This window comes from Leptospira interrogans (assembly GCF_900156205.1).
In the GTDB taxonomy this organism is placed as follows: Bacteria; Spirochaetota; Leptospiria; order Leptospirales; family Leptospiraceae; genus Leptospira; species Leptospira interrogans.
The window spans coordinates 113939-131137 of record NZ_FTNA01000007.1; the positions used below are offsets into that span (position 1 = coordinate 113939).

Here is a 17199-nt window from a genome sequence, read left to right on the forward strand (position 1 = left end):
ATTGTACAATCAGGTTTTTGCACAAAATCTCTATTTTGCGGCTGACCATCATCGAAATTTAAAATCTCACTTTAAAGTGGTTCGGCTGAGAAAGACTTTTCTAAAAGTATGAGTTCCTACAATTTTAGAATTTGTTCGTAAAATCGTGGTTTGCAGCAGTTCCCACACTTGAATACAACAGATTCAATTGTTATAAATTTCTATTTTATAAATTATGGTAGTTCCCACAGAAACCGTCGCTTAGAAACCCGTTTATTATTTTGTAATTATTTTTTTTAGAATTTGATTTTTGTAATAGTTCCTACATTAGAATTGTTGAAAAATTAATTCTCCATTTGTTTCTATTTTATGGAAATGAGCAATTGAAGCAGTTTTGTTAATCGGAACTAGGGAATTTTTCAACAACTCTATTTAAAGAATCGATCTGTAAAATTCAGATTCCAACTTTTTTCAGAATTATGAGTTCCTTACGCCGAACTCACGTTAGTTAGAATGTTGGCTTCCTCAAAAAAGTCATAAATTCAGGGATTAATGCAACTTTTAGAATGTAATACATTTTTGTAAAAACCCGTTGTTACTGTTCAAACCATTTTGATAGATATTCCGTAGTAAATCAATGAACAAAGTTCTGGTACAATCTCTATAGTTTTCAAGATAATTTCTTAGAAAAAATATAATTTACGGGAGTTCCCACAATTGTTTTACAAGAAAACTTTTTGATAAAATGCAGTAGTTCCCATAGAAACGTTTCTTACAAATTATTTACGAATTTTTAAAACTAATATTTTGTTGTTAAAACTGTATTACATGGTAGTTCCCACAAACTGCGATTTTACAGATAAATTCTTCAGTACATAAAAGAGCGAAAATTTGTTTTTTAATTTTATAAAACTCTAAAATGAATTAAATCCAGAAAAGTAATACAATAAACTTTGAATTTGTCAAAACACCTAAAGAAGGTCAATTTACAGAAAATTTAACGCTTAGAATGAGTACCTTTAAATTTTATAGAAAACAAAAATTAATTTTTCCGCAAAAAATCTCATTTATCCAAAGCATTCTCTAGTTCTTCAAAAACACCAGTACTCAAAAGATCCGAATCCCCAGGATCAAAATCCTGAAACCAAAAATTAACATAAACACTCAAACCTAAAAATAAAATAAGAGAAGCACCTAACGCACGTTTGTTTCTAATTTCTTTTCGATCCATTTGAATTACGTTTGAAGAAATACGCATTACCCAATCCGGATCTTTTTTTCTTTTGAGAATTTCTGATTTCATAGAATAAGCCCGGTCATTCTTCATAAAATTTCTCCTTAGCGCCGACTCGCTTCATCATCTCTTTTCCTCTGGCCGCCCTTGACTTAACGGTTCCAGGTTTAACTCCCATCGTTTCCGAAATCTGTTTTTCGGAATACCCTGCAAGATAGAATTCGAGAACCTTTCTATATTTATTCGGAATTTTGATCAAAAGAGAACGCAACAATCCAATCACTTCCTGAGAATTCCGTTCGGAGTTCTCGTTCAGATTCGATTTGACTTCGAGAAAGTCTTCCTCTTTTTTGGAGTTGATCAATTTCTCCGCACGCGCCTCTTCCTTTCTAAGTTTATCGTTCATTCTTAGGGATTCGTTTCTAGCAATCGTATATAACCAAGTACTGAGTTTAGATTCTTGGCGGAATTGATTTTTTTTGAGAGCTTTGTAAGCACGAAAATACGTTTCTTGAGCCACATCATCTATGGCATAATAAAACCTCTCTGCGAGATTTTTTTCAATCGCAGAGAGGACTGTATTCCTAGTGGAATTAACGATTTCAGCAAATTCGGATTCAGTCATCATGATGACGATGTTTTTGTTGAAACTCTGTAATTAAATCCACCAGTTGATTTCTTTGTTCCGGAGTTAGAATCGAATGAAATTCGACTGCCTTTTTTGTCATAAAGGTTCTCATCTCAATCATCTTATTCATTTCTAACTCAAACGATTTGTTAATTTTCTTTTCGTCTAAAGTCGGCTGACGAAACTCTGTAAGGACTTCAGCAGGAATTCTAGGGCCTTGTAATTTGAGCTCCTTTCTCTTGGACAAAATTTCATCTTTAATTCGATAGAGTTCTTTCTTTTGAGAATCATTTAGATCCAATTCGGAATTAATTTTTTTTACTACAAACTCCGCTCTTTTTTCAGGAGACCTATAATGTCTACTACAACCGCCGACCAACAAAGTCATCACCAAAAGAATCAAACCGGAAACTTTAAAAAATCCTTTCATTGGATTTCCCCCATTATCTACACCTCTGACCAAAGACACCAAACTTGGTTCCGCTTTTTTTCGAATTTTAAAAAGTGATCCGGAACAAAACCGCTCTATTCAAAACAAATCGGAATGTAGTTTGTTATGGTTTATTTTAAAATTAGGCTATGTTCACTTAGAACGCGTTATGCATCCTTATCTACTTAAAACGAAATTTACGGAAAAAATTTTTTGAATTATTATAAAGAAAAGACGTATGAAAATAAAACTCTGATAAACTTGTTCAAAAAATTAAAATCTAGGAACTCACTCAAAAAGACCGTTTTAATTTTCAAAGTAGGCACAATTTGTAAAACAAAATGACATCACTTTTAGACTTTAAAACCGTGGGAACTCTTACAATTTTAACACCGTCAAAAAAGTTTATGATCTCCTACTGATCTATGAAATTGAGTATCATGAGCCTTTATCGCAAAACCTGATTCAAAATAAAACATTAGGTATTCTGTTATATAGTTCTAAGTAAAGAGACAAAATCTGTGGGAACTACTACATTCTGGTTATTAACGACTAAATCATCATGGACTATAAATCTGTGAAGTCTATGTAAAACATTTTCTTTATAAAATCTGATTTTTCCGTAAAAAATAAAATGTGGGAACTACCACAAGTTTGAATTTTACAGATAAATTCTGATGTGGGAACTCATACAGAAACGGTATGATCGAAAGAAAAAAATTTATAAAAAAACGATAAATCACAAAATGAGGCAGAATCTGTGGGAACTACCGCAAATCCGGATTTTACAGATAAACTAAACTTCCAAAAGCTCAAACATACTTTAAACAAAAAATCAAGTCTCTAAAGTAGGATTAACAATCTTATAAAATAGGTATCATAAATTTTAAAATACGTCTCCGTTCAGATAAAGTTAAAATCTTTCTATAGTTTCTGAGTAAGAAATATTTTTCTAATTCCATTATCTTGAATTCACATTAAGAATTTGTCCCAAAACCATCCAATGTGGGAACTACTATAAAAATTTAACGACATTATAACTACTCGAAAGTTCACAAATTGTCAAATGTGACCTGCAGAGCGACCATAGAAGCGATGCATTGAGTTTCACAAAAATGTAGGAACTACTAACTTTATTAAAAATTTCTAAAGAATTATAATAGAATTGTTGAAAAATTAATTCTCCATTTGTTTCTATTTTATGGAAATGGGCAATTGAAGCAGTTTTGTTAATCGGAACTAGGGAATTTTTCAACAACTCTAATGTAAAATTCTTTGAAGTTTTGGGACAAACTCTTAAGTCTTTAAAGTAAATTGCTTAATAAAATTCTAATAAAGAATCATTTCCCAAAAACTGAAATAAACTTCACGATCTTTATTTGAAAAAAACTTTATATTTAAAAACAAATCAATCCATACGATCCCCAATCAGTGTTCCGTCTGAATTGTAATGTCTTCTTTAGAAATCTCATATTTAATCGCCAAACGATCCTTTAGAGAAGAAAGAAGTTGAGTTCCACTTTTAAAATAAAAAAATTCAGGATTTACCTTGATCAGAATACTTCGTAAAGAAGGAAGTTCTTTTAAAAAAAATGCAATTTCCTGAACGAGTTTTTCTATACTCTTTCCGTAAGGACATCCTTTTAATTCGATTCCAACTCCAACCCCTTTATCAGTGTGAGTAAAAGGAAGGATTTCAAATGGATATTCTTTCTTATCGATCAATGAATTCGTTTTAATCCCCAACGCCTGACAAATTTTTTCGATCAATACATGAGTATCGATCGGTTTTAAAAGATAAGCTACAAGTTTCTTATTATGTGCAGCTTGAATGATTGTTTCTTTTTCGTTACTTACGGTTAAAAATATAATTGGAGTCATTCGATTCATATCTGGAATTCTTTCCAAAAAATCAAGACCACTGAGTTTAGGCATCCGATTATCAGTAAGAATTAAGTCGTATCGAATCTTTCTCAATTTGATTTCGGCAGCAACCCCATCTACAACATGATCCACGTCAAAATTATATCTTTCCAAATGACGGATCAAAAGTTCCGCATTACTTTCGTCGTCTTCTGCTAGTAAAATAGAATAAGTCGGCGCAACTTTCATAAGACGGGCTCCTTAAAATTTTAAGAATACATATCTATCTTTTCATATTTTTCTGACAATTTTTTTAGGATCTACGAGGAACGTTTTTCATACGGAAAATTTTACTTTGAAAAACGAATTCTTCTAAAAAAATACTTTTAAAAAGTCCCTTTCAGACTTCATTTTTTACAAAATGCAATACCGCGCTTTTTTAAAGGACTTTTAATCAGAACTACAAATAAAGGACCAATCCAATATAGTTTATACTTCAATAATGTGGATTCAGTGTAAGAAAATTTGGGCGAATCCGGCGTTGCTGGTCGGCGTTTTCAGCTCCAGTCAATCAATTGTATGAAAGAAACTTGATACGATATTTTGTCTTGAGTTTCAATTTATTATAGAAAGCGCTCCATAGAAAGCCATAACCTTACCCACAAGTTGAATAGGATTTTAGAATCAAAATGAACTCAACAGAACGGGCTTTCTATGGATCGCCGTTCTGGGCTCAAAAAAGCACATTTTTCAAGTGTTCCGACAAGAATGAGTCTTTTTACTTGCAAAAAGTATGTTTTTCTGATAGAGAAAAATTTTCCGAACCTTACCACCCCCACCCAAAAATAGAGAAAACTCAGCACAACGCTCTTTATGAATCGCGTTGTGGGGTGGGAACTAAGTTTTACAGAGGATTTGTCGTAACTCCGACAGATTTATATTGAGATCAAATACTTGTGGGGTGGGTTATTATAGAAAGCGTTCTGCTGAGTTCCCTACGCCTCAATCGCTTTCGCATTGAATCCCATCAAACTTACATGAAACAGCACTTTATAATAAATATTTACGGTATTCAATTTGATAGATATGATATATAACGTGAGTTTGGCCATAACTCATTTCCGAAAAAAGTTGGAATCTAAACTTTGTAAATCATTCTTACTATGTGGGAACTACCGCAAATCACAATTTTACGAACATATTTTAAAATTGTAAAAACTCATACTTTTAGAAATTTTCTTTATTTTATTATGCCGAACCTACGTTACTACTCAGACGCATAAAAATAATACCAAAGTTAACAATTGATTTTACAAAAACGTAAAAGAGAAATTTTCAAAAAATTACATTGAACACTGATTTGTTGGCTTTTCGAGGGAGATCCCACATTTTAAAGTTTATAGTATTATTTTTATACGTCCGAGTCAGCAATTAACAAAAGTTTGATGTAAGATTTTTATTTTATGAAATCTAATTTTTCTGTAAAAAATAAAATGTGGGAGCTCTCACAAACTCGGACCTAAAAAAGATGGGCGTTTAAAAATTCGTAATGTGACTTAATCTGTAGGAACTACCACGTTTTGTTAAAACTTTGATTTATGATACCAAGCAAAGCTCAGACTTTTTACCGACAATACAAAACCTTTCCATTGGAAGTAAATTCAAAAAGTAATCATCTTGACTTAAACTTGAGACAAAATTACTCGACAATCAACCAACTCATAAAATTAATACTTTATTAAAATAATGAAATATACTATTTTAATAAAGTATTAATAGGTTTAACGCGAAAGAATCCATTCTCCTTTAATCTTTGAAAAATACAATGGCATCGAAAAACCTTTCGCCTTGTTCGTAATCGGACTACTACCGGATTGAGAAGTTACAGCGACCACTTTTTGATCTAAGATCAATTGATACTGAAGTTTTTTAAAGTCGATCTTATCCAACTTTCCTCCGATCATTTGAAACACGCCCTCCAAAACTATTTTTTTGAAATTTTTTATATCTTCTTCGGGTGAATCGTAATAAGCACGGGCGTATTCTTTCGTTTTGAATTCCATCAATTCCAAAAGTTTTTTTCATCTTTCTTTTGAAGACCATCGTGTAAATCTATAATGAGCTTTTGAATCTTCTGTTTATCTTCCTCAGTCAATTGGATTTTTTCAGCAACTTTCCAAAGCTCGCAGGGAGGAACCTCAGTGGGACTAAAAGTGATTTCCTGTTCAAAGGGAAGACTTGGTTTACCTTCTACTTCTCCCCATTCAAAATCCGCAATTTTTCGTCCTTCATTGTAAGGCTGTTCTTTCTGTGCAAGATACAGGGTTGCAGTTAAGTATGGAGCAGATTCATCCTTTTTTCTTTTATGGATTCCTTTAACTTTGATTTTATTTTCCCCGGGAAAAATCCAAACATTCATACTAACTCGTCCGCTGACGTTTTCTTTTTTAGATTCAGAAAGGATTGTCAGTCCGTTGAATTCTACGGAGCCGATCACTCCGTCCTTAGAATAAACAAGTGAGTAATCCGCACCATTTTGTACTTGTGCATTGGAAGAAGTGACAAAAACAAATACAAACGCTTCTAAACAGACCTTTAAAATGAAAAAAAGAAAACTTGCAAATAGTATTGCCCATTGAACTCTCCGTAAAGTTATTCAATCATAATTTCAAAAACGAATTGTCAACCGTGAACGATTCTTTGGAAATTTTCCGCATCAAACAAAACAAATACTACTCGAAAAGCAATTTACAAAATGTTCGGTTCCATTCAACTAACGAAATTCGAAACAGATACAAAATCGATTGAAAACAAATGAGGAAAACTTTATGAAGTCAGCTACCGAAATCACGAAGGAATTTTACGAAGCTTTTCAAAAAAAAGACGCCACAAAGATGGGAACACTTTATTCCGATTCTGTGATATTCAACGATCCGGTTTTTACAAATCTCAATGCAACCGAAGTCAGAGGAATGTGGCAAATGCTGATCTCCAGAGGAAAGGATCTAGAGTTAAAATTTGGAGAAATTCAATCGGAAGGGGATACCGGAAAAGTTACCTGGGAAGCATATTATACATTTTCAAAAACGGGGAAAAAGGTACATAACGTAATCCAAGCCGAACTCGTTTGTAAAGACGGTAAGATCGTCAAACATACAGATCAATTTGGTTTTTATCGTTGGTCCAGGCAAGCACTAGGACTTCCGGGGTTATTATTCGGTTTTTTACCTTTTCTCAAAAACAAAATTAGAACAGAAGCTAGAAAAGGTTTGGATCTGTATCTAAAAAGACAGAAATAAATCAAAGTTTATAACTTGTAACACCAAGATTAAAAATTGGTGTTATAAGTTAGTCGTATTGACTTAAAAGTTTAATTATAAAATAAAGACGTACATAACGTTATTCAAGCGAATCATAAGAATTTTAGAAAAGAATTAGATTAAAAAAATTCAAAAATTGCAGTCCTATCTGATAGTTAGAAAATTTCAAAAATCAGCCTCAAATATTTTTAAAAGAAAAACTCATGCAAAGAGCATCTCTACACAACCTAAAAATTATTGGTTCCGAAAAGGAGACGATCGTATTCAGTCACGGATTTGGCTGTGATCAATCGACTTGGAATAAGCTCATTCCTAATTTAAAAGACCATTATAGACTTGTACTTTTTGATACGATCGGTTCTGGAAAAACAGATCCTTCCCTTTTCAGCGCGGATCGATATTCCAATCTTTATTCCTATGCAGAAGACCTGATCTTACTTATGGATGAACTGAAAATTAGAAATTCATTATATGTAGGACATTCCGTAAGTGGAATGATCGGACTCATAACTTCGATCCGTAGACCGGAACTTTTTTCCAAACTTGCATTTATTAGCGCTTCTCCTCGTTATTTAAACGATACAAACTATAAAGGTGGGTTCGAACAAACCGATTTGGATCAACTTTTCGCTGCGATGGAAACAAACTTTTTTTCTTGGGCGGGAGGATTCGCCCCCCTTGCTATGGGAAATCCGGATCGTCCCGAGTTGGCCCAAAGTTTTGCAGAATCGCTTCGGGAAATACGCCCGGATATAGGACTGACAGTTTCAAGAACCATCTTTCAATCCGATCATAGAAAAGATCTGAATCAATGCAAACAACCCGTTTTAATTTTGCAACCATCTTCAGATATAGCGGTTCCGATTGAAGTAGGAAAATATCTCAGCGCAAACATTCCTCAAGCGATTTTTAAATCGATTCCTGCAACGGGGCATCTACCTCACTTCAGTTCTCCGGAATCTGTACTCCAAGAAATTAAATTGTTTTTTAAGTCTTTAAATTGAATGAATGAGTCTTCTCATAAAACTTTTACCGATAAAATCAACGAATTCTATAAACGCTCATTTGAACTTTTTTCAAAGGGATCATATTTGGAGGAAATGGACAAATTTTACTCTCTTTGTAAAACCACGTTATATGCAGATTTTATAATTTTATTAGAAAGTAAAGATCCGTTATCCATCAAAATAGTAGAGTCTCAGCCGAAATTTAATTTTTCTATAGACCAAACGAACATAAATTTATTGTCTATCTCTTATTCCGAAAATCGCCCTGTTTTACCTTATACACTGACGCGTCAAGAAATCAATTTCTCCAATTTTGATGCACTGGAAGAAATTGATTTCGCGCAAATGATCGCAGTTCCTATACCAAATGAAAACATAGAAGACCGAAGAAAAAATATTCTTTTATTCTTATATTCAAAAAATACAGAACACATATCTGAATTTTTAAAACTTATCACAGAATTATCTCCTAGAATCTACGAAATTTTTTCGATTAAAAACAAGGAAATTTTGTTGAATTCAGTTCATTCCAGATTGGATTCCATTTTAAAAACGATACCCCAAGCAATTATCTTTATGGATTCAGGAACTGGAAAAACCTGGATCAACGAAAGTGCGGCAAAACTTCTTTCTCTTTCTGAAGGAGGAGAAGTCTCTTCTTGGAAAGTTTCCACTTCAATGACCGAGCTGATACAATCCGCAGTCAATCAAAAGGAAATCTTTCTAGAAATGAATCGAAATTTATCTAATATGAATCTGGAAAAATTTTCAACTCAGTGGATGTTTACGGACCCGGAAAAAAAAGTATTCGAGGTTACAAGTTTACTTTTACCCGGTAAAACGGCTCCGGGAAGACTATGGTTTTTCGAAGACATTACTTCTTTTCATTCGCAACAAGAAACATTAGCTTTATTGAATCAAGCTTTAAAGGAAAAAAGTGAAATCGCACAACAGGAGAATCAAGCAAAAACAGTTTTTATCTCTAACATCAGCCACGAAATTAGAACTCCCATGACCGGAATATTAGGAATCACCGAATTACTGTTAAATACTCCTTTAAATCCGGATCAAAAAGACTCCTTAGAGCTTATCCAAAGAAGCGGGGATAAACTTCTTAAAATCGTAAACCATTTACTTGATTTTTCCAAAGCAGACACCGGAAAAATCGAATTAGAATCAATTCCATTTAATATGCAGGAATTGTTAAACGATCTTGTTTCTCTCTTACGGACGGAAATACTTAAGAACAAAAACGAATTGAACATACTATTCCCGCCAAACTTTCCTAAATTGCTTAAAGGAGATCCAGTCAGAATTGGTCAGATTCTTACAAATTTAGTCTCCAATGCGACTAAATTTACAAAAGAAGGAACCGTCGAAGTTGGATTTCATATATTAGAAAAAACGAATTCTGAATTGAGTTTCAGAACCTGGGTTTTTGATACTGGAATCGGAATCCCTCCTACTAAGTTCAACTCCGTATTTGAACCTTTCGTTCAATCCGACAAATCCATCACAAGACATTTTGGCGGAACTGGATTAGGGTTATCGATTACAAAAAAACTAATAGAATTGATGGGAGGTAAAATTCATGTGGAAAGCCAACCTGGAATTGGAACCAGGTTTTGGTTCGAACTCAAACTGGAAATTCCCGAGTCAATCGACGAAGAGTCGTTTACTGAAAATTCTGAAGCCGAAGTTATAACAGATAAATCAGATCTTTCTCGTTTAAAGGTTTTGATCGTAGAAGACAATCTTATCAATCAAAAACTTTTAGGTCGAATTCTAAAAAAGAAAAAGATAGAACCTTTTTTAGTAGAAGATGGAATGAAAGCGATAGAAAAGGCGCGAAAATTCCATTACGATCTGATCTTTATGGATATTAATATGCCCGGAATCGACGGACTTTCCGCAACGGAAATTATCCGTAAATTTCCGAAAGGAGATTCGATTCGTATCGTAGGGCTCACTGCAAACGCCGCTCCGGAAATTCAAAAGGTCGCGACTCAAAGAGGAATGGACGACCTACTTACAAAGCCGTATAACGTTTCTCAAATAGAAAAAATTTTGAACCTATTCGAAAAATGATGATCTTAAACCCATCAAAGCCATACCACTTAACTTATAGTAGAAACTCCGCCATTTTTAGTTTATTTATGGCCGAACTTTAGAGAGATTTGTCCACTCTTGTCTACTCAAGAACTATAAAATAAAGTACCAGATCACTCACACTTCAATCCTGTGAGTTCTGCGTAAGAATGATTGAGCAAATGCAGCATTGTTGGACCGCGCTTTCAGCTCCAGTCAATAAATTGCATGAAAGAAACGTAATACGATATTTTTCTTATGTTACAATAGAGTTGTTGAAAAATTCCCTAGTTCCGATTAACAAAACTGTTTCAATCGACCGTTTCCATGAAATAGAAAACAGATGGAGAATTGATTTTTCAACAACTCTAATAATATAATTTATCTAAGTGATCTTCAGTAAATGTTATACAACAAAGCGAATTTTTTATATATTATTCGGTCGGTTCTAATTGTTTTATCCCATTCTGCTCGTGTCTATATTTTGCGATCGTTTCATATGCAACTTTTCGAATACGATTAATCCCTCCTAGAGGTCGGTGCTCGGCCAAAGAATGCCAAGGATTTAATGAAAGATTTTCGCAAAAACGATCCTGTTCTGGAGTTGCAAACTCTTGTTTAGGGATTTCTATTTTAGCAACCGCAATGAAAGGAGAATCTTTTTCGTTCCAATGAACAGCCGGATCTTCAATCGGCATAGAGATCGGATTTCCTTGTTTCTGAATCATAAATTCAAAACAAGCAGACTTTTCTTTAAGATGAGAAATCATCGTTTGGCGAAGATAATCGTCCGCTGGATTTTTTGGAACTTCCAATTTTTTTGTTTCGCAAGGTATTGCAGAATATTTTACGGCGCTGGTTTCATTCCCCAAACGATATGGAGTTGTACTCCAATAACGAATTTCTAAAACGTCTGGAATTTTTTTTCTTCGAATCGAAATAGATTCCTGCAAAGCAGTTAACTTCCAGTTCCAAGGCATTCCTCCCAAAAAGTAAGACATAGGCTTTTTAGCAAATGCAGCTTGAAAAAGAGCCAAATACTCATCGGGTGCACCCACAGGAAGAACGGGATGATTGATCAGTAAAAAATCTTGGGTTCTATTTTCGTCCGCAGACAATTTAGGTCCGTCCACACCTAAAAGTTTAATTCCCATTCCTCTAATATCTCCTTCTTGATCCGATTTTTTCGTAATGGAACCGTTTGAAAATCGAATCCAAGCTGGATACGTTTTAGAAGATTTGAATATTCCAAATTTAAATTCTTCTGGAATAGAAGAAGAAACCGTAAAACTTGCTTTAACACAACCGTGTGCAAATGGATGTGCATCTCGTTTTACTCCACCGGGTTGGTATTTTTCTTTGAGAGACGAAATCAAAAGAGAAAGAGTTTCTTCTGTAGTCTTTTCCTCTCCTGGAAAAACAAATTCCGCTCCAGGTTTTATATCCTTGGGTATAGAAACTCTAGGACCTTGTCCGATCCAATACAGTAACAGTAGTAAAAATAAAATTCCAAGCGCGACATATCCGATTTTTTTTCCCATCATTGGCACTCCGATTGATCTTAAAAATTCAAATCCTAAATTTTAAAAAATCTTCCGTTTTATTTTTACAAAATAAGAATTCAAGCTCTTTATCTTATTATTCGCACGTATTAAACTGACACTTTGTCACAACATTTATGGGTACTCAATTTTGTAGGAATCAGTAGAATCTAAAATACAAAAGTCTTATATTATATTCTGAAACTATAAATCTTTTTTCCTGTACTTTTTTAAGATATTATGATTTTTATAAAATTGAGATCTTTAATTTTTTTTATAACCCTGTTTAAACGCAAAACTTGGTATTCTGTGTTCTATAGTTTTTGAGTATCTGTAGGAAACATGAATTTTACAGAAGTGGGAACTCTTAGGAATTTAAATTTTACAGTAAAACTTTAAAATGTGGGAACTGCCACAAATCTGGATTTCACGAACAAATTCTAAAATTGTAGGAACTCATACTTTTAGAAAATTCTTTCTCATTTTTTTTGCGCCGAACTCATGTTATTCTATCGTTCTGAGTAAGTTCAAAGACTTCAAAATCCAAAAATCCGGTGAAAAAAGCACATCTAAAATGTTCATCCAAAACTATACTTCGTTTGAAATTTGCACCTCCTGCAATAGCAAAAATCTTCTGTGAAAAGGTAATAGTTCCTACAATTCGGTTAAAGAAAAAGATAGATTTTTACAGTTTTAAAATTTGATAAAACCCAAAAAGAAAAAGAAACTTTGGCAAAAATGGAGATTCTATCCTTAGAGGAGGCTAAATTCTCAAAAAATGCATCAAAAATCCGATTCCGAACCTATTTTTTGGTTGAAAAACCGTATTCAAACAGCCAAAGAAGTAACGGAACAACTATGGAAATAACTGTACAAGACGATATTCATATTATAAAAATTGCAGGATCCATTCTTCAATCCGATAGTGAGGAATTAGACCGTAACCTGAGCGAGCATAATTTTGACCCAAGTCCTAAGATCATTATCGATCTGACAGAAGTGAATCACATCTGCTCCACCGCGTTAGGCATCATTGTTTCTTATAAAAAGAAATTTAAAAGTGCCGAAGGTGATATTATTATCGTAATCAACGATGAAGATCTGTTGCAACTTTTCGAAATCACGATGTTAGACAAGGTTTTTAAAATAGTTCCGAATATCGAAGATGCATTCGATGAATTTAAACTAAACCCTTGAAGCGACAACTCGCTCTCGGCACAAACAACTTAAACAAAGTAAAAGAAGTAAGCTCCATTCTCATGGAGTTAGGAATTCAGATCCTTACGCCTAAGGATCTGAAAGTTTCTTTTAACCCTGAAGAAACAGGTTCTACATTTAAAGAAAACGCTCTCATCAAAGCGAAAGAATTGTTTTATTTAACTAAAATTCCTTCAATTGCGGATGACTCTGGAATTTGTGTTTCTGCTCTCAAAGATGAACCTGGGGTTTATTCGGCTCGATTTGGAGGTCCGGAACTGAATGATGAAGGTAGAGCACTTCTTCTTTTAGAAAAACTGAAAGGGAATCAAAATCGCAAGGCCTATTATGCTTGTGCGATCGCTTATGTGGACGAATCTACTGAACAAAGTTTCGAAGGTAGATGTGAAGGATTGATCTCAGAAGAATATGATAGAATTGGAATATATGGTTTTGGATACGATCCAATTTTCATTTTCCCGCCGCTTCAAAAACCTTTTTCACAAATCCAAGAAGAAACAAAGAACTCAGTCTCTCATAGAAAAAAAGCCTTAGACGAGCTTTTGAAATTTCTTAAAACGAAACCATAAAAATCTATTTGAGTCCAAAACCTAAAAAGCTTAGGTATTCTTATAACGGCAAAAGGATATTTAAAAATGTCTTCGTTTAACCTATACTCGGACGCATAAAAATTTTACCAAAAGCTAACGGACAATTTTACCGAAGATATAGAATTACTCAAAAATTGAGTCTGACCGGAATTGTTAGCTTTTTGAAGTAGATCCTACATTCTAAGTTTTTAAACAAATTCAACGTAGTATTATTTTTATACGTATGAATAGCAAAAGAAATAATCTGCGGTAACTGCGACTAAAATTGATTTAAGAGTACCTCTATAAAATCCCAAAAGAATGCTCTTTATCAAATTGAGACTTAATTTGAATTTAGGTTTTATCTTAGGGGCTTGTCCTAAAACCTCAAAAAATTTTTACACGATAATTCTTTAGAAATTTTTAATAAAATGCAGTAGTTCCTACAAATTAAGTCGCATTTGGCAATTTGTGAATTTTCGAGTAGTTCTATGTCGTTAAATTTTCGTAATAGTTCCCACATCCACATTGGACGGTTTTGGAACAAGCTCTAGAGGTTAATTTTTTCGTAAAAAAATAAATGTGGGAACTCTCACAAATCGAGGATTTACCAGTTGAACTTTGAAAATTGTGGGAACTACTATGAAATACCAAAAGACTCATTGTCCAATCAGATTTTTGCACAAAACTTCTGTTTTGCGGCTATCATCAAAATTTAAATCTCATTTTAACGTGAGTAAAAATTTTCTAAAAGTATGAGTTCCCACATCATTTTATAGACAAATCTAAGTTTTGCAGTAGTTCCCACAATTTTAGAATTTGTTTCTAAAATCGTAATTTGTGATAGCTCCCAAACTTGAATACGCAAGATTCAATTGTTATAAACTTCTATTTTATAAATTGTGTTAGAGTTTCTACATTTAAATTAATCTATAAAGTTCAGATTACAACTTTTTCAGAATCATGGGTTCCATCGAACTCACGTTAACTTAAATTTTTATCACAAAAACCAATTCAGAAATAAAATTTGGTAATCTATTATATCATTCTGAGTAAAAATCAAATATTTACGTAAAACTGCCGTTTTGCGATTATAATCAAATTTAAAATTTATTTAATAGAAATTCACTTTATAAAACCCTTAAGAAGATTAAAAAATATAAGTTCGTTTTACAAATCGTTTGAAAACAATTTATGATTTTTTCGGGAAATGTTTCCAGAGAAATTGGAAAGTTTTTAAAATCCTGAAATACAAAAGTCAAGATGATACGAACAATCATTTCCATTGACTTCAGAGAAATTCTTTTTTAACTTGGATGAAGAAATTGTTATGAGCAAAGAAGAAAAACTGAAAAGACTGGGGCTAATGCAATCCGAAGTTTCCGCGTGTAAACTCTGCAAACTCGAAACTACCCGTACTCAAACTGTTTTTGGAGAAGGAAATCCAGATGCGGAATTAGTTTTTATTGGAGAAGGTCCTGGTAAACAAGAAGATCTCACAGGCCGTCCTTTTGTGGGAAAAGCGGGCGAACTTTTGACAAGGATCATAGAAAAAGGAATGGGAGTTCCTAGAGAATCCGTTTACATCGCCAACATCGTAAAATGCAGACCAACCGTGGACATGAAGTTTGAAAAAGATAGACCTCCCGAAGAAGAGGAAACTAGAGCTTGCGCTCCGTATCTTTTAAGACAACTCGAAATCATTCAACCAAAAGCAATTGTTACTTTAGGAAATCCTTCTACAAGATTTATCTTAAATACTAAAGAAGGAATTACTAAACTTAGAGGGACTTGGGGATCTTTTTTCGGAATCCCTGTGATGCCTACGTATCATCCTAGTTTTGTGATTCGAAACGGAGGAGAGAATAGTCCTCTCAAACGAGACGTCTGGGAGGATATTAAAAAGGTTATGGATTTGTTGGGCTGGAAAAGACCTTCGTAGTTTCTTTTAACCAATCTGCAATTTTCTGATAAATATCGGAGGGGGCATCTTCATAGGCGAAAAGTCCTAGATGATCATAATCAATTGAAGCTCCGTTGTCCCTTCCTGCTTCCCAATATTCTTTTTTTCCTTTTTTTCTTTGATAGACTGGGTAAATACTTTCAGTAGGAGATACGTTGTCGATTCTACCTCCGATAAAAAGTGTAGGGAAACTCGACATCTCAAACGACTCCCAAGCTTTCGGGTTTTCTTCCAAAGTCGGTAAATAGTTAAAAAGATTCTGATATACGAATAGAGTTGTAGGATCATCTTCATCTAAAGAGATAAAACGTTTACAAAAATTATCCTTGTTTTTACAGGAAGCACTTAAATCAGTCCCAAATCTTTTTTCCGCTTTCATTCGTTCCAGAAAGCTATCATTATATTTATAGTCCATTCCAGTTCCTAAAAAAAACGCTTTGGAAACATCTGGAACTTTTTTCGCTTTCAAAGAATTTAATATAGCCTGACCTCCCAAGGAAACTCCGCCTAGAAAAATTTCTTTTTTACCAGTAACTTTTTGGATTTTTGCAATGACTTCGGGAATTAAATTTTCTCCCACCTCTCTTAAATTGACGGATTTATAATCTTCAAAGTGTAACAACCAAACCGAAAAGCCGTTTCCGTTTAACACTCCAATCAATCCGGATTTACTTCCAAGATAAAGAGCCTTTTTGTTAATGAACACCGGATCTATTAAAAGTATCGGAGGATGAGAAGAATTTTCATAAGAGAAGGTAGTCAAAAAGACATTTGGTCCTAGATTTGCAGTCTGTGAAACGAATTTTTGTTCTGTAATAACCACATAACGTGTACAGCCTAAAAAAATAATTAGGTAAAATAAGATTGATAGTTTTTTTGTAAGTTTCATTTTTAAATCCAAAATAAAATTATAAATCCGTTTTAAGATGAGTTTAGAGTAGGTTCTATAACTTTTCAATTTTTTTGTTTTTGAGTTTATTGCCTTCATTTTGATTTACGAATCTATAATAGAGTTGTTGGAAAATGAATTCTCCGTCTGTTTCCGTTGTATTGAAATGGACAATTGAAACAATTTTGCTAATCTCCACTTTTCAACAACTCTAATTCAATCAATCAGAACTTTCAGATTTTCTGTGTAAGCTCCCACAATTGAAATTTTGATCCAAATTTTTTCTTTAATTTTAAGTTCCTTAAACTATATTAACGTGAGTTCGGTGTAAGAAAAATTTTCTAAAAGTATAAGTCCCTATAATTTTAGAATTGATTCGTAAAATCGTGATTTGTGAGAGTTCCCACATGTAAAAAATCGATCTGTAAGGTTCAGATTCCAAAATCGCGAGTTACTTACACCAAACTCAC

General features: G+C 33.5%; 14 protein-coding genes. 6 read left to right on the forward strand and 8 right to left on the reverse strand.

The window, feature by feature from the left end:
- Positions 1-1042: 1042 nt before the first annotated feature.
- The 6 genes from BW942_RS08180 to BW942_RS21435 form a co-directional block, all read right to left on the reverse strand.
- Positions 1043-1306, reverse strand: a complete 264-nt coding sequence (locus tag BW942_RS08180; RefSeq protein WP_000786870.1) for a hypothetical protein — start codon at positions 1304-1306, stop codon at positions 1043-1045.
- On the reverse strand, positions 1296-1841 hold the full coding sequence (locus BW942_RS08185) for an RNA polymerase sigma factor (protein WP_000988152.1): 546 nt from the start codon (positions 1839-1841) through the stop codon (positions 1296-1298). The genes BW942_RS08180 and BW942_RS08185 overlap by 11 nt, the downstream gene beginning before the upstream one ends.
- The gene (locus BW942_RS08190; protein WP_000060680.1) at positions 1831-2310 is read right to left on the reverse strand and encodes a Spy/CpxP family protein refolding chaperone; all 480 of its coding nucleotides are present in this window, start codon (positions 2308-2310) and stop codon (positions 1831-1833) included. The genes BW942_RS08185 and BW942_RS08190 overlap by 11 nt, the downstream gene beginning before the upstream one ends.
- A gap of 1389 nt (positions 2311-3699) precedes the next feature.
- Positions 3700-4383, reverse strand: a complete 684-nt coding sequence (locus BW942_RS08195) for a response regulator (protein WP_000861511.1) — start codon at positions 4381-4383, stop codon at positions 3700-3702.
- 1532 nt (positions 4384-5915) lie between these two features.
- On the reverse strand, positions 5916-6197 hold the full coding sequence (locus tag BW942_RS21430; RefSeq protein ID WP_000394709.1) for a hypothetical protein: 282 nt from the start codon (positions 6195-6197) through the stop codon (positions 5916-5918).
- Positions 6197-6631: a hypothetical protein gene (locus BW942_RS21435; protein WP_000580461.1), complete on the reverse strand. Its 435-nt coding sequence runs from the start codon at positions 6629-6631 to the stop codon at positions 6197-6199. Before BW942_RS21435 ends, BW942_RS21430 begins: the two co-directional genes overlap by 1 nt.
- Positions 6632-6962: 331 nt before the next feature.
- Here BW942_RS21435 and BW942_RS08220 point away from each other — a divergent pair, with 331 nt between their 5' ends.
- The 3 genes from BW942_RS08220 to BW942_RS08230 all read left to right on the forward strand — a co-directional run bounded on the left by BW942_RS08220 (position 6963) and on the right by BW942_RS08230 (position 10549).
- Positions 6963-7433, forward strand: coding sequence for a nuclear transport factor 2 family protein (locus BW942_RS08220; protein ID WP_000833668.1), 471 nt, complete (start codon positions 6963-6965; stop codon positions 7431-7433).
- Positions 7434-7657: 224 nt separating this feature from the next.
- Positions 7658-8458: an alpha/beta fold hydrolase gene (locus BW942_RS08225; RefSeq protein ID WP_001188390.1), complete on the forward strand. Its 801-nt coding sequence runs from the start codon at positions 7658-7660 to the stop codon at positions 8456-8458.
- The gene (locus BW942_RS08230) at positions 8459-10549 is read left to right on the forward strand and encodes an ATP-binding protein (RefSeq protein ID WP_001005911.1); all 2091 of its coding nucleotides are present in this window, start codon (positions 8459-8461) and stop codon (positions 10547-10549) included.
- Between the two features lie 434 nt (positions 10550-10983).
- On the opposite strand, the gene BW942_RS08235 is transcribed toward BW942_RS08230, so the two are convergent.
- Positions 10984-12090, reverse strand: a complete 1107-nt coding sequence (locus BW942_RS08235; protein ID WP_000516668.1) for a catalase family protein — start codon at positions 12088-12090, stop codon at positions 10984-10986.
- 858 nt (positions 12091-12948) lie between these two features.
- On the opposite strand from BW942_RS08235, the gene BW942_RS08240 reads away from it, so the two are divergent.
- The 3 genes from BW942_RS08240 (at position 12949) to BW942_RS08250 (ending at position 15819) form a co-directional block, all read left to right on the forward strand.
- Positions 12949-13287 carry an STAS domain-containing protein gene (locus BW942_RS08240; RefSeq protein ID WP_000406975.1) on the forward strand — a complete coding sequence of 113 codons (339 nt, stop codon included), beginning with the start codon at positions 12949-12951 and terminating at the stop codon, positions 13285-13287.
- Positions 13284-13877 carry an RdgB/HAM1 family non-canonical purine NTP pyrophosphatase gene (gene rdgB, locus BW942_RS08245; protein WP_000828653.1) on the forward strand — a complete coding sequence of 198 codons (594 nt, stop codon included), beginning with the start codon at positions 13284-13286 and terminating at the stop codon, positions 13875-13877. Before BW942_RS08240 ends, rdgB begins: the two co-directional genes overlap by 4 nt.
- A 1330-nt stretch (positions 13878-15207) precedes the next feature.
- Positions 15208-15819 carry a uracil-DNA glycosylase gene (locus tag BW942_RS08250; RefSeq protein WP_001973894.1) on the forward strand — a complete coding sequence of 204 codons (612 nt, stop codon included), beginning with the start codon at positions 15208-15210 and terminating at the stop codon, positions 15817-15819.
- Here the strand turns inward: BW942_RS08250 and BW942_RS08255 are convergent.
- A complete protein-coding gene (locus tag BW942_RS08255; RefSeq protein ID WP_000644405.1) occupies positions 15785-16828 on the reverse strand; it encodes an alpha/beta fold hydrolase family protein in 1044 nt (347 codons plus the stop codon). The genes BW942_RS08250 and BW942_RS08255 overlap by 35 nt on opposite strands.
- Positions 16829-17199 lie beyond the last annotated feature (371 nt).